The 13,715-nt window shown below is 54.8% G+C and carries 9 protein-coding genes; 6 read left to right on the top strand and 3 right to left on the bottom strand.

The features are described 5' to 3' along the window. Positions 1 to 104 precede the first annotated feature (104 nt). Complete coding sequence (locus tag ACTJKZ_RS04400; RefSeq protein ID WP_440829288.1) at positions 105 to 2,039, bottom strand: exoribonuclease II; 1,935 nt, start codon at positions 2,037 to 2,039, stop codon at positions 105 to 107. Between the two features lie 112 nt (positions 2,040 to 2,151). After that, complete coding sequence (locus ACTJKZ_RS04405) at positions 2,152 to 4,455, bottom strand: FdhF/YdeP family oxidoreductase (protein ID WP_253418747.1); 2,304 nt, start codon at positions 4,453 to 4,455, stop codon at positions 2,152 to 2,154. A 261-nt stretch (positions 4,456 to 4,716) separates the two neighbouring features. Between ACTJKZ_RS04405 and ACTJKZ_RS04410 the strand changes: the two genes are divergently transcribed. The 6 genes from ACTJKZ_RS04410 (at position 4,717) to ACTJKZ_RS04435 (ending at position 12,396) form a co-directional block, all read left to right on the top strand. Beyond that, complete coding sequence (locus tag ACTJKZ_RS04410) at positions 4,717 to 6,303, top strand: PTS transporter subunit EIIC (protein WP_253418744.1); 1,587 nt, start codon at positions 4,717 to 4,719, stop codon at positions 6,301 to 6,303. A 186-nt stretch (positions 6,304 to 6,489) separates the two neighbouring features. Next, the gene (locus ACTJKZ_RS04415; RefSeq protein ID WP_161736292.1) at positions 6,490 to 8,034 is read left to right on the top strand and encodes a methyl-accepting chemotaxis protein; all 1,545 of its coding nucleotides are present in this window, start codon (positions 6,490 to 6,492) and stop codon (positions 8,032 to 8,034) included. Between the two features lie 143 nt (positions 8,035 to 8,177). After that, positions 8,178 to 8,909: a YoaK family protein gene (locus tag ACTJKZ_RS04420; protein ID WP_161736291.1), complete on the top strand. Its 732-nt coding sequence runs from the start codon at positions 8,178 to 8,180 to the stop codon at positions 8,907 to 8,909. A gap of 685 nt (positions 8,910 to 9,594) precedes the next feature. Further along, positions 9,595 to 9,780 carry a general stress protein gene (locus ACTJKZ_RS04425; RefSeq protein ID WP_253418741.1) on the top strand — a complete coding sequence of 62 codons (186 nt, stop codon included), beginning with the start codon at positions 9,595 to 9,597 and terminating at the stop codon, positions 9,778 to 9,780. 228 nt (positions 9,781 to 10,008) lie between these two features. Further along, positions 10,009 to 10,578 carry a DUF4142 domain-containing protein gene (locus ACTJKZ_RS04430; protein ID WP_161736806.1) on the top strand — a complete coding sequence of 190 codons (570 nt, stop codon included), beginning with the start codon at positions 10,009 to 10,011 and terminating at the stop codon, positions 10,576 to 10,578. Between the two features lie 921 nt (positions 10,579 to 11,499). Further along, positions 11,500 to 12,396, top strand: a complete 897-nt coding sequence (locus tag ACTJKZ_RS04435; RefSeq protein WP_440829510.1) for a LysR family transcriptional regulator — start codon at positions 11,500 to 11,502, stop codon at positions 12,394 to 12,396. A 5-nt stretch (positions 12,397 to 12,401) separates the two neighbouring features. Here ACTJKZ_RS04435 and ACTJKZ_RS04440 read toward each other — a convergent pair whose 3' ends face one another. Further along, positions 12,402 to 13,511, bottom strand: a complete 1,110-nt coding sequence (locus ACTJKZ_RS04440) for a CMD domain-containing protein (RefSeq protein WP_222925424.1) — start codon at positions 13,509 to 13,511, stop codon at positions 12,402 to 12,404. Positions 13,512 to 13,715 lie beyond the last annotated feature (204 nt).

Below are 13,715 nucleotides of genomic sequence, written 5' to 3' on the forward strand. Positions count from 1 at the left end.
TGTGAAGCGGGGTACAAATTTAACGTTTTTGCAACGCAGGTAGGGTAGAAACAGGCGGGATAACCAGGTTATCCCGCCAGATTTATCGCTTAAACACACCGTGTTCAGACGGCGGGACGGGCCACAACGCTGCGGGTTTCCATACGGACTTCGGCGATGGTGACATCAATGACGTCAGTGACGCGGTAAACCACTTCACCTTTGATCTGTACGCTGCCATTTTCCTGGCTGAGGACCAGCTCATCACGCACTGCGTGAATGAACGGTGCCGGGATAAAGGCGACGGCGCCAAACTCGACCAGGCGAACGCGCATACCGCCACGCGAAACATCAATAATCTCAGCGCTGAAGCGACGGTCAGTGGCCGCAAACGGGGCCAGATAACGGGCGTAAAGCCAGTCGCCAACATCACGTTCCGCCATCCGGTTCAGGCGGCGGCGCTCACTCATCGTCACCGTTACTGCATCATCCGGGCGGGCAATAGTCTCACCGCGAATAATCGCCTTCAGCAGACGATGGTTGATCATGTCGCCGAACTTACGAATCGGTGAGGTCCAGGTGGCGTATGCCTCCAGACCCAGGCCAAAGTGGGGGCCAGGCTCAGTGCTGATCTCCGCGAAGGTCTGGAAACGACGGATGCGGCTGTCGAGGAACTGGGTCGGCTGGGCATCAAGCTCACGACGCAGCACGCGGAAACCATCCAGCGTGGTGATCGCCTGTGCATCCACGGAAATACCGTGATTGGCCAGCACGGCGGCAGCCTGCTCAGCATTGGTGGCGTCGAAACCGGCATGGACGTTGTAGATACCAAAGCCGAGACGGTCACGCAGCACTTTCGCCGCACAGACGTTTGCCAGAATCATGGACTCTTCAACGATGCGGTTAGCGATGCGGCGAGGTTCAGCCACGATCTCCAGCACTTCGCCTTTTTCACCCAGCAGGAAGCGGTAATCCGGGCGATCTTTAAACACCAGCGCGTGGGTCTGGCGCCACTCGCTGCGCGCCAGGCAGAGACGGTGCAGCAGACGAATCTGTTCCGCAATCGCCTCACTCTCCGGCTGCCAGGTGCCGCTGTTTTCCAGCCAGTCAGAGACGTCGTCGTAGGCCAGTTTGGCTTTGGACTCAATCCAGGCAGCAAAGAACTCAACGTCATCACTTAAGGTGCCATCGGCGGCCACCGTGACGCGGCAGGCCAGCGCCGGACGGCGCACATTCGGACGCAGCGAGCAGACATCATCAGAGAGTTCGCGCGGCAGCATCGGGATGTTAAAGCCCGGCAGGTAGTTGGTGAACGCACGCTGTGCCGCCAGCTTATCGAGCTGACTGCCTTCCGCCACATAGGCGGTAGGGTCGGCGATAGCGATGGTCAGACGCAGGGCACCATCGTCCAGGGCTTCCGCAAAGAGCGCATCATCCATATCCTGGGTGCTGGCGCTGTCGATGGTGACGAAATCCAGCGCGGTCAGATCTTCACGCGTCAGATTTTCATCCATCATCTCGCCAAAGCTGACATCGGGCGCTTCACGCTCAAGGTTATGACGCGACAGCGTCACCCACCACGGCGCCAGATGGTCATCGGCTTTGACAATAAAATCGGTAAGTTCGGCATAAAAGCCGCGATCGCCCTTGAGTGGATGGCGACGCATTTCCGCCACAGCCCAGTCGCCATTTTCAAATGCATGGCTGACATCGCGTGCAGGGCGACACTGAATGGCATCTTTCAGCAGGGGATGATCCGGCACAATCGACAGGCGATCGTCTTTCTTCTGCACCCGGCCAACAAAGCGGCTCAGGAACGGTTCAATCAGGGTTTCCGGCTCAGCGCTTTCGCGATCTTTATCACTGTGGATCACGGCGGTGATACGATCGCCATGCATCACTTTCTTCATCTGCGGTGGCGGGATGAAGTAACTTTTTTGCGCATCGACTTCCAGAAAGCCGAAGCCTTTTTCGGTGCCTTTAACGACGCCTTCAGCACGAGGCGTTTGCGAATGGAGCTTCTCTTTCAGCTGCGCGAGCAGCGGGTTATCCTGGAACATAATTTTTACGTTTCGTTGGCTGATTGCGGCTGACAGTTTTACGCGAATCGACGCCGCGCGGCAAGGCAAAAAGCCGGACGAACCGGCTTTTCAGGGAGTGGCGAAGGCGCTATCAGGCGATGCGCTGATCGGCCAGTGCCTCAGAGCGTTCCAGCTTTACCGGCACCGATTTAGAGGTCGGTGTACCGCTGTCATCGCCAAAGCTGTTCAGCGGCACCAACGGGTTGGTTTCGGGGTAATAAGCCGCCAGGTTACCGCGCGGAATATTGTAGGGAACCAGTTTGAAGCCGCTGACACGACGGGTGATGCCATCATTCCACAGCGTTTCGATATCAACATTCTGGCCTTCGGTGAAGCCCAGATCTGCCATATCGTCCGGGTTGATGAACACCACTTCACGCTGACCAAACACGCCACGGTAACGATCATCAAGACCGTAAATAGTGGTGTTGTACTGGTCATGGGAACGCAGCGTCTGCAGCGTGAACGGCACATCCTGATCCAGCGTCGGGAACAGCGAGGTCGGCAGCGCCGAGGCGTTGAACTCCGCTTTCTGGCTTGGCGTATTAAAGCGCAATTCCGCTGCTGCATTGCCCAGATAGAAACCACCCGGGATATCGCATTTGGCGTTGAAGTCGGCAAAGCCCGGAATCGTCGCGGCAATGTGCTCACGGATCAGGTTGTAATCACCCGCCAGCTCGCGCCATTTCACTTTCTCATCGCCCAGCACCGCCTGGGCGATACCCGCAACAATCGAGGTTTCTGAACGCTGCGTTTCCGCCAGCGGAATACCGATCCCTTCAGAGGCGTGAACCATGCTGAAGGAGTCTTCCACGGTAATGAACTGATTGCCGGTTGCCTGGGTATCGCGCTCGGTGCGACCCAGCGTTGGCAGAATCAGCCCTTCGTGACCCGGCACCAGATGGCTGCGGTTCAGTTTGGTGCTGATATGCACGGTCAGACCACAGCGTGACAGCGCCTCTTCGGTGCGTGGTGAATCCGGCGCAGCCGCAGCCAGGTTGCCACCCAGCGCGATCAGCACTTTGACTTCATCACGCAGCATCGCGTTCAGCGCTTCAACGGTGTTGTGGCCTGGCGCACGCGGTGGCTCGAAACCAAAATGATTACCCAGCGCATCCAGGAAGGCTTTGGCCGGTTTCTCATCGATACCCATGGTGCGGTTGCCCTGCACATTACTGTGACCACGAACCGGGCAGAGGCCTGCGCCTTTTTTGCCCAGCTGGCCAAACAGCAGTTGCAGGTTGGTGATTTCGCGCACCGTGTCGACCGAGTGCTTATGCTGGGTAATGCCCATCGCCCAGGTACAGATCACGCGGTCAGCGCTCTGATAGATGGCAGCCGCTTCACGGATTTGCGCCTGAGTCAGACCAGACTGCGCCACAATCTGCATCCAGCTGGTGTTATCCACCGCGTCGAGATAGGCCTCAATGCCGTTGGTTTTGGCATTGATAAAGGTCTGATCAAACAGGCCACTTTCACCGGCGGCCAGACGCGCACGATGGGTCTCCAGCAGGGATTTCACCATGCCGCGTACCGCCGCCATATCACCGCCAAGGTTTGGCTGGTAATAGGAGGAGCTGATGTTGCCGGCTTTCGAGGTCACCACTTCCAGCGGTTTCTGCGGATCGGCAAAACGTTCCAGACCGCGCTCGCGCAGGGTATTAAACGTGACGATCTTCGCGCCGTGATCGGCAGCGTGACGCAGGCTGTGCAGCATACGCGGATGGTTGGTGCCAGGGTTCTGCCCGAAGACAAAAATGGCATCAGCGTGGTCGAAATCATCCAGGCGAATGGTGCCTTTGCCGACGCCAATGCTGCGCTTCAGACCAGTGCCGCTGGCTTCGTGGCACATGTTGGAGCAGTCAGGGAAGTTATTGGTGCCCATCAGGCGGCCAAACAGCTGATAAAGCCAGGAGGCTTCATTGCTGGCGCGACCAGAGGTGTAAAGCTCCATCTGGTCCGGATGGTCCATCGCCTTAATGTGCGCTGCTATCAGTGCAAAGGCATCATCCCAGCTGATCGGCTCGTAGTGGTCGGTTTCCGCGTTGTAGCGCAGTGGATGGGTCAGACGCCCCTGATACTCCAGGAAGTAGTCACTCTGGGTATAAAGCGTTGTCACGCTGTGCTTCGCGAAAAAATCGCTGTCGACCATGCGGCGTGTCGCTTCCCAGGTCACCGCTTTGGCGCCGTTTTCGCAGAAGCTGAAGGTACTTTTATTGTCATCACCCCAGGCGCAGCCCGGACAGTCAAAACCGCGTGCTTTGTTCATGCGCATCAGGTTGCGCATATTTTTCAGGGCCGCTTTGCTGTCAAGAACGAAACGTGTAGTGGCTTCCAGTGAACCCCAGCCGCCCGCAGCCGCGCGGTAGGGTTTGATTTGGCGTTTAAATTTCATATTGAGTGCAGGCTTTTTATAGTAGGAATTATTGTTTGGTGTTTGTTATCAGGTTATAGCCTGATGGTGAAACAAAGTCTGCAGATATCCTCATACCTTGTCTAATTGATTGACTTAATGGTGCGATAGCTGGCGTTTATCGTGCATCGGCCAGATTTGTGATGGTGGTCAGATTTTACTCGCCTTTAACTGGCTGATAACGGGAGTTCTCACCACAACGCGCTAATACTTGCTGTTCACTCTCAGAGAGGGCACAAATCTATGAAACAGCTGACCAGCCAGATTCATGCGTTCGGCAAAGCGTTGATGATGCCAATCTCGGTCATCGCTGCCGCCGGTATTTTCCTCGGGCTGGCGGCAGCGATGCAGAACCCGGCGGTGACCGGCGAGGCCTTTGCGCAGATGCAGGTGCCGCAGTTAATCATTGGGTTTATCCGCAAAGTCGCCGGGGCGCTGTTTGCTAACCTGCCAGTCTTCTTTGCAGTAGCGAGTGCCATCGGACTGGCGAAAGCGGAAAAACCTACCGCTGCCTTTGCCGCGGTGATTGGCTATATCGTGATGAACGTCGGTATCAGCGCGACGCTGGCGGCCAAAGGGATCACCGCCGCCACCACCACACCGGCAGCACTGCAGCAGGCGGGGATGGATCAGACCACCGCCATGATGACCTCAGCGGAATATATCAACATGCTGGGCGTCTTTACCTACAACATGAGCGTGCTGGGCGGGGTGATTGCCGGTCTGATCACGGTGGTACTGCATAATCGCTTCTATACCCAGCAATTGCCCACGGCGATCAGCTTCTTTGGCGGACGGCGTTTTGTGCCGATCGTTACCGTGGTCTGTCTGCCGCTGGTTGGGGTACTACTGGCCCTGATCTGGCCGACTATTGGTGACGGTATCGCCTGGATAGGTCAGATGATTGGCAAAAGCGGGCAGTACGGCGCATTTTTGCTGGGTGCCTTTGAGCGCATCCTGATCCCCACCGGTCTGCATCACATCCTGAATGAAACCGTGCGCTTTACGCCGATTGGCGGCATGGCGGTGGTCGATGGTCAGACCGTTGTCGGCGCGCTCAACATCTTTAATGCCTCGCTGACTCATCCGGGTTCTATCCCCGATGAGACGCTGCGCACCGCCACGCAGTTTCTGGCACAGGGCAAGATTCCGGTGATGATGTTTGGTCTGCCCGCTGCGGCGCTGGCGATCTACCACACCGCGCGGCCCGAACATAAACAGCGTGTCAAAGCACTGGTGATGGCGGGCGCACTGACCTCATTTACCACCGGGATTACCGAGCCGCTGGAGTTCTGCTTTATCTTTGTCTCGCCGGTGCTCTACCTGCTGCATGCTTTCCTGACCGGCCTGTCGTTTATGCTGATGTCGATGCTGCATCTGATGATCGGCAATGTGCAGGGTGGTGTCATCGATCTGGTGGTGTTTGGCATGCTGGGCGGCGCGAAAACCCACTGGTGGTGGACGCTGGCGCTGGGGGTCATCTACGCGCCGATCTACTACTACGCATTCCGGCTGGTGATCACCCGGATGCATGTCGAGACGCCGGGCCGCGAGTCGGAGGAAGAGAAACCGCAGCAGGTCGCTGCGGATGAGCGGACACAGGTGATCATCAGCGGGCTGGGCGGGCAGGCCAATATTGAAGATGTCGATTGCTGCTTTACCCGTTTGCGGGTAAGGGTCAAAGAGATGAATCAGGTGGTCGATCAGACATTGATGAGCACCGGTGCTAACGGGGTAAATCGCGTCAGCGAGCATGACATTCAGGTGATCTACGGCCCGCAGGTTGAGAAGATCGCTAACGAAGTGAAAATGGCGCTGGGCGTCGCGTAACGACAGTTCTCTTCAGACGTGATTACTTCGCTAACCGTCCGGCGCTCGCGGGCGGTTAGCACCTCTTCCTGCAGATATGCAGATCGCTGCCGTCCCGCTTATTGTAACTAAAAAAAGCCCAGCCCTAATGGGCCGCATCTTTCTGCCGATATAGCGACTCATCCTCCTTATTATCGGAACTTCGCGATGTCGTTAAAAAAGTCCTCCCTGATTATCTTCACCTTCCTGCTGGCGTTGTTTCTTACCAGCGTGGCAATCAGTACCTGGCTGCTGATTCAGAGCAATCATTCTTTGAATGCGGTCAACAAAGAGATCCGCGTGGTGCTTTCGGTGATTGACCCGATCAACCATAGCCGTACGCTGCGTGTCCGTCTGATGGAGTACATGAAGGAGATTGAGGGCAGTGACGCCAGCAATCCCGCCACGCTGGACAGCGTGCGGACCGTGGCGGGTAAAGCGGATGCCGCATTCCAGGCCTACATGAACGCGCCGCGTCTGCCGGGCGAAGAGGCGGAAGCCGACGCCTATAGCCAGGCTTATCAGGCCTATCGTCAGCAGGGTTTACAGCCGTTGATCGAGGCGGCAGAGGCGCACGATCAGGTGCGCTTTAAAAATCAGATTGCCACCGTGGTTCGCCTTGATCGTCAGTATGAAATCATTCTGGACCGTGTTCTGGCGCAGCACGAAACCTACGCCAAAAAGCTCAACAGCGACGCACAGAGTCACTTCACCTCGGGTGTTACCCTGCTGGGTCTCTTTGGCGTGCTTTTTTTTGGCATCGTCATCGCCATTTACATCTTCATGAAGCGCTATGTGCTTTCGCCAATCAATGATGCGCAGGAACACTGTAAGCTTATTGCGGCAGGCGTTCTGGATGCCACAGTGCCAGTGAAACCGGGTTCACGCAGTGAAATTCAGATGCTGATGGGTTCGCTGGAGCAGATGCGCAGCGCGCTGACTGCCATTATTCTGCAGGTGCGGGATTCAACCCGCTCAGTCTCTACCGCCTCGCAGGAAATTGCGGCGGGTAACATCGATCTCGCCTCGCGCACCGAACAGCAGGCCGCCGCGCTGACGGAAACCGCAGCCAGCATGGAGCAGCTGGGCGCAACGGTGAAACAGAACACTGAAAACGTCTTTGAAGCCTGTCGTCTGACCAGTGAAGCGGTGAAAAATGCGGAAAGCGGCGAAAAAGTCTCGCAGGAAGTGGTGACATCGATGGCGCTGATTAACGCCAGCTCGAAGAAGATTGAAGAGATCACGACCGTTATCGACAGTATCGCTTTCCAGACGAACATTCTGGCGCTGAATGCGGCCGTCGAAGCCGCCCGTGCGGGTGAGCAGGGACGTGGCTTTGCGGTAGTCGCAGGGGAAGTGCGTAATCTGGCCCAGCGCAGTGCTACCGCAGCCAAAGAGATTGAGGGGCTGATTGCAGAATCTGTCTCCATCATCCACGCCGGTTCCGATCAGGTCAGCCGGACGGGCGAAGCGATGAGCGCGATTATCTCCTCAGTCAGCCGCGTGAATTTGCTGATGGAGCACATCTCTACCGCATCTGATGAACAGAGTCGCGGCATCGGTCAGATTGAACAGGCGGTCACCGAGATGGACAGCGTCACCCAGCAGAACTCGGCGCTGGTTCAGGAATCTGCGGCGGCGTCGGCCTCGCTGGAGGAGCAGGTGCAGTACCTGACGCAGTCGGTCTCCACCTTCCGTCTGGCAAACAGCTAACTGGTTTCATCCGCGCTGCGTCTGTGCAGCGCGGGATGCTGTGATGCGTCTCGTCAGGCAGAGAAGAGCATGTTTGATGCCGCGCCTTGTGACGGCGGCAGAATGAGCGGATTATACGGCTTTCCACTGAATACGGGGTTGTCATGCTAATCAGCACAGAAAGTGCCCGCAGCAACAGCGCCGATACCCGACTGGCCTGCACGCTTGCCGCTGCTGCAGGCGCGCTCAATACTGCCGCCTTTGAAATTGTCGGTTTCTTTTCAGCTAACATGACCGGAAATGTCTCGTTGCTTTCCGATCATCTGGCAAAAGCCAGTCTCGGGCCGGGCCTGTTTTTTCTGTCTATCGTCCTGCTGTTTATTGCGGGCTCCGTTTTTTCAACGCTGATGATTAATGCCGGGCACCGCAGGAATATCCGTACTATCTATGCCTTCGTTATCCTGATTGAGGGCATCGCGCTGATTACGCTGGGCATAATTGAGAATCACTTTCCGCCGCTGTCGCCCGGTGTAGTCTTGATCCTGAGTCTGAGTTTTTTGATGGGGCTGCAGAATGCGGTGGTAACGCGCATCTCCAATGCCCGCGTTCGCACCACTCATGTCTCCGGTACGGCGACTGATATTGGAATCGAGCTGGCGATGCTGTTTGAGGTGCTGCGGCGCAAAGTATCACCGAAAGATGCACCGATCTGGCTGGGGCGGCTGCGGCTGCACTGCCTGACACTGCTCTCGTTTCTGGTTGGCGGAATTGCCGGTATAGGACTTTACAGATTGCTCAGCTATGATTTTTTATTGCCGGTGGGAGCCGGGTTACTCTGTCTGGCGCTGAACGCCATCTTTACCAGGCCAGTAAAATCAAAGGGCATACTTAATTAAGCCAGACAATTATCTCTGCTGCTTGTATCAGGATTGCGCAAATCCGGATTGCATCATTCCGCCAGCGCAGATGAACCGTGTGGTTAAAGAGCTGAGCTATAGCAGGATAATAATAAGCATTATATTCTGGTTAATGCTGCCACCAGGACAGTAGCACAAACACGCTTAAATGTGCTCATGGATAATTAACATCGGCATGACACAATGATTAAGCTGGAAAACGAACTGAGAGAATATCGCCTGCCCGTCAGCGTTCCTTCTTATCTTTGAACGCTCATATAAAAATCAATAAATCATTGAGTTAATGGCCCGTTCGGTCATGCCAGTATTTTATTTTTTGTCTTTGTCGAAATTATCCCGCTCTGGTTTTCATGCATTTCTGCAGACCCCTTATACCAGCCCATAAACTGATAATAACTGATTAAAATGCCGGTTACAGAAGAGTGGGTCATAAGAATCATCTCAAAAGAAACTTAAATTAAATTGTACAATGAGTGGGTTTTTTGTACAATCTTTATTCCGAAGCTGTTGCTTATGATAGATAAAAATTCTTTTATAAGCGGAGCGGAAGACATTTTTAATGTTTTTGTTCTGCTGCAATTATCTGTTTATGTTTGTGATTATCTGCAAAGGCAACCATGCTTAATGAGTAAACCCTATTTAAAATGATATATGAGGAAAAAATATGACAAATCATCGGGGCGGGGCAGGTAATTTTGCAGAAAATCCACAGCGTGCTGCGGAAGCAGGAAGTAAAGGAGGGAAGGCCAGCAGTGGAAATTTCAAAAATAACCCTGAGAGGGCGGTTGAGGCCGGCCGTAAAGGCGGCTCAGTCAGTCGAAGGGGTAATACACAGGAAGGCCGTGTTTAAATTGATGAACGGCGTCAGGTTTAATTGAAAGGTGCTCTGTCCGAAACTTTGTGCCTGCTTTTTTATTGTCTGTTTGCGTAAGTTACAGCCATTCAATGGCAGAACAACATTCTGACTGATTTCTTAAAATCGGAGGTCCACTTTATGGACCATGACATTTGTTATTTCACGTCGATGATAAAGAGCGTTATCTGCCATCGATCTCTTCGTGATATTAAGGAGAATATAATGAAAAAGAATCACTCCCTCAAAGGGTTGCTGGCTATATCGGCAGTCGTCACCCTGTTCAGCACTGTCAGCGTGCAGGCCCAGACTGAGACGAGCGCCCCGCAGGGCGGGAATGCAGAGCAGACCGTTGCCAAAGGTAAGCTCAGCGCGGGCGATGAAAAAGCGCTGAAAGATATGGCGCAGGCCAACATTAACGAAGTTGCCGCAGCCAGAATTGCGCTGAGTAAAACACAAAGCGCTGACGTCAAAATCTTTGCTCAGAAAATGGTCGATGATCACAGTAGCGCTCTGACAAAAGTTAAGGCGGTTGCGCAACAAAAAGGCGTGACACTGCCTGCTGAGCCGGATGCTAAACACAAGGCCATGGCCGATAAACTGGAAAAGCAGAGCGGTGGCGCATTTGATAAAATGTATATGGAAAACGCAGGCGTAATGGACCATAAGATGGTGCTTTCGACGCTGAAGAGTGATGCCATGAAGATAAAAGATCCGGATGTGAAGACACTGGCAGACGAACATACCCCTGTAGTCGAGCAGCATCTGAAATCTGCCGAGCATATGGCGATGTAACCGGATTAACCGGTTAATGCGTAATGAAGCCGTCCGGTGAACACCGTGTTGCTGACCGGACGCCTTTTTCAGCGCTGGCTGGAAATATCGACTGATTAGCCTCTTTCTGCATGCTTAAGTCTCTCCAGAGAGGTCTTTATAGTGGGCCGGACTGACGCCACGTGTGAGCAGAAGACCGCCATGACTATCAAATAAAGGTCGCAACCGTGTCCATTTCCAGGTCTGGTAGTGAGCCGGAACGCGTCTAAAGCATTGTTGACCAGAAGTTCGGCCAGACCTGAGTTAAGAAGGGCTACAGGATGGCTATTCGCCTGTAATCTGGCTCTGTACCCGACGAGACTTGTGATAGTCTTCATCGCACTCAACTGAACAGACCGCAGTGCTGGCTACCACAGCTTCATCTTTACATCACATGCTTAATCCTTGAGATCCTTGAGACTTTTGAATTTTGGCTTAAGGGCTGCAAGAGATGCGGAAAGATGCGCTTCTTCACGCACCTGAGCCTGGTCGACTTCATCCATAAATATTCTTAACCTCATCGAATTTTAACTAATCAGACACAAATCAATCACTGCAGAGAAATTCTTTGTATCCACAGATGCGCCAATTGTGAGAGCGGCTAAACAGAATTGAATCATATCTTCTTGTTTTCAAATTAATTTATTCTGATGTCATGAGCGCTACGGAAAAGTGTAGACGGAAGCTCTGCTTTACAACAGGCTCAGGCAGAACAGGATATGAGCTTTACTGACTCACTGTCTGACGGGTCGGGTCTCTGCCAGTTTGAAGCATGACTGCATTAGGCATAATATAAACGTAATAATGGCAGTAAGAGGGTAGTTAAATTTTAATCCATCGCTTAGTGCATAAAAGTATGCCCCTCTAAAATATTAATCTGTAAGTTACTGATGGTAAAAGAACATCGACATTAAACAACTTATTTACCTGTGTAACCTGGAGCGGGAACGTCATTTCGGACGGGCCGCGGAAGCCAGTTTTGTCACACAACCCACACTCTCCATGCGCCTGAAAAATCTTGAGCGCGAACTGGGCCTGCCGCTGATTAACCGCAGCAATAACTTTGCCGGATTTACGCCAGAGGGCGATCGGGTACTGGCGTGGGCGCGGGAAATTGTTTCGGTCTATCAGGGACTGAAGCTGGAAGTGGAATCGCTGAAACATGGGGTGAACGGTACGCTGCGGGTTGGCGTAGTGCCGCAGTGCAGCGTGGCATTGCCGCTTCTGCTGAAAGCCGTGCAGGCGCGCTATCCTCAACTCGACTATCGCATTGCGGTGCTCAGTGCTGACCAGCTGCTGGAAGCGTTAAACAGCCACACCGTGGATGTCGGTATTGGCTTTTTCGAAATGGCGACGCTACGGGAGCTTCATTTCCAGACCGAGATGCTGGCCGATCGGGGCGTTGAAGCCATATTCCATCCCGACCATTTCCCGGCGCTTGTGGCAGAAACTCCGCTTACGCTGGACGAGCTGGCACAGCAGCCGCTCTGCCTGGCGGAGCCGACGCGCTATTTCCGGCGTTATCTTGATATGGCTTTTCGCGAAGCGACGCTGGTGCCACGGGTTATCGTGGAGAGCGCCTCTGTCATGCAGCTGATGCAGTGTGCACAGGTCGGTCTGGGGCTTCTGGTGTCGCCGGTCGGTCATCTGCTGCCCGCTTCATTACAGGGATTACAGCAGCGCGCCATTACGCTGCCGCCGATGGCGCGCCAGGCGGCGCTGGTCATCGCCGAACCTGGCCGAGCCACACCGCTGGCTCAGCACTTTTTTGACGAAGCACGTGGTCTGTTGCCGATTTAGCCCGGCTACTGCGCTTCGCCCAGAGCGTAAAACAGGCGACTGTTCCAGTTTCCTATCGCGACAAGCTGAATCAGCGCGAACAGTGCTTCAGGCTCCCAGCCCGCCTCCATCAGCGGTTGCAGGTGAGCCGCGCTGAATCGCTCAGGAGAGCGGGTCAGCTGCGCTGCCAGCGCAATAATCTGCTGCTCTTCACCTTGAGATACCCCGTCCACACCGTCAATTAAAACCTCATTCCCGGCCAGCAGCCGGAACGCCCAGCGACTGCCCAGAATACGGGCGGCGGTCGCCTCTGCCAGGGTGTTTTCCTGCGAGAGATGCTGACGCAGCTGCGCCCAGCCATAGAGCGTCGACGGGTCGTGAACCAGCAGCCATACCGCATCCTGCATGCCGGGCAAAGACTGACAGCGGGTAACGGCAGCGAGCTGCTCGGCACTGGCATACCGCAGCTCCAGCGGCTTCAGCACGGGCTGCCAGTGGGCAGGCTGGTCAAAACCGGTGGCGTCGGCGTCGGATGGGGCAGTGGTGCCCGGTAACCAGCGTACCGGCTGGGCCTGCAGCGCCTGTAATCCGGCGACGACGCGAGCCTGATAACTGACAAAGCCGATCACCTGATTCAGCGTCACAATATCGGGTTCGGTCAGGCCTACGGCATCCAGAGCGGTGATCGCACTGGCGTTAATCAGCTCAGGCTGCATCGCCAGCAGGCGCGCATACTGCGTAATCTGGGTCAGGCGATTATTACTCTCGCGCGAAGAGTCAGGGCCGGGCAGCGGATTCAGGCGGGCAGAGTAGTGATTACACAACCGCTGTACACCTGCGACCTGCGCCACGGTCAGCGCGGTGCTGAGGCGGTCGTAGAGCGTTAAGGTGTGCGTCAGCGAGGTGACAACGCGATCGGGAAACAGCAGCTGTGCCAGATCGCGTGCTGCCAGCAGGGCTGGCTGATTCGTGCGCAGCAATGACTGCACCACAGCGTTATCGGCATAGCAGCCCAGGAGGAAACGATCGTCGATATGGGCGGCCTCTGGCACCAGCGGTGCGGCCTGAGCGGTACGTGGACTGGTCTGGCTCTCGTAAAACCAGTGGTTATGGCCCGGATAGCGGCGTTGTTCCATGATCAATCCTTTTACAAATTCAGGTTCGGCATGCAGGCGGCACAATCTGAAAATGTGCATTAACCGAAGGGCAGGCTTATCGTCGCTGATGGGCCGTCCGGGGCAAAAGAATGATCGGTGATAATTAATAGCGTTACGGTATAACGGCAGCGAAATCAGGCGGGAAGGGCAAGGCGGGCGTATTGAGAAGGGCGAGCCAGGCTC

Origin of the sequence: Pantoea sp. 22096 (assembly GCF_052045955.1) — a bacterium.
GTDB classification, from domain to species: domain Bacteria; phylum Pseudomonadota; class Gammaproteobacteria; order Enterobacterales; family Enterobacteriaceae; genus Pantoea; species Pantoea alfalfae.

Coding starts and splice junctions, on each gene's coding strand:
- ACTJKZ_RS04400 (WP_440829288.1), bottom strand. CDS start 2,039: ATGTTCCAGGATAACCCGCTGCTCGCGCAGCTGAAAGAGAAGCTCCAT.
- ACTJKZ_RS04405 (WP_253418747.1), bottom strand. CDS start 4,455: ATGAAATTTAAACGCCAAATCAAACCCTACCGCGCGGCTGCGGGCGGC.
- ACTJKZ_RS04410 (WP_253418744.1), top strand. CDS start 4,717: ATGAAACAGCTGACCAGCCAGATTCATGCGTTCGGCAAAGCGTTGATG.
- ACTJKZ_RS04415 (WP_161736292.1), top strand. CDS start 6,490: ATGTCGTTAAAAAAGTCCTCCCTGATTATCTTCACCTTCCTGCTGGCG.
- ACTJKZ_RS04420 (WP_161736291.1), top strand. CDS start 8,178: ATGCTAATCAGCACAGAAAGTGCCCGCAGCAACAGCGCCGATACCCGA.
- ACTJKZ_RS04425 (WP_253418741.1), top strand. CDS start 9,595: ATGACAAATCATCGGGGCGGGGCAGGTAATTTTGCAGAAAATCCACAG.
- ACTJKZ_RS04430 (WP_161736806.1), top strand. CDS start 10,009: ATGAAAAAGAATCACTCCCTCAAAGGGTTGCTGGCTATATCGGCAGTC.
- ACTJKZ_RS04440 (WP_222925424.1), bottom strand. CDS start 13,511: ATGGAACAACGCCGCTATCCGGGCCATAACCACTGGTTTTACGAGAGC.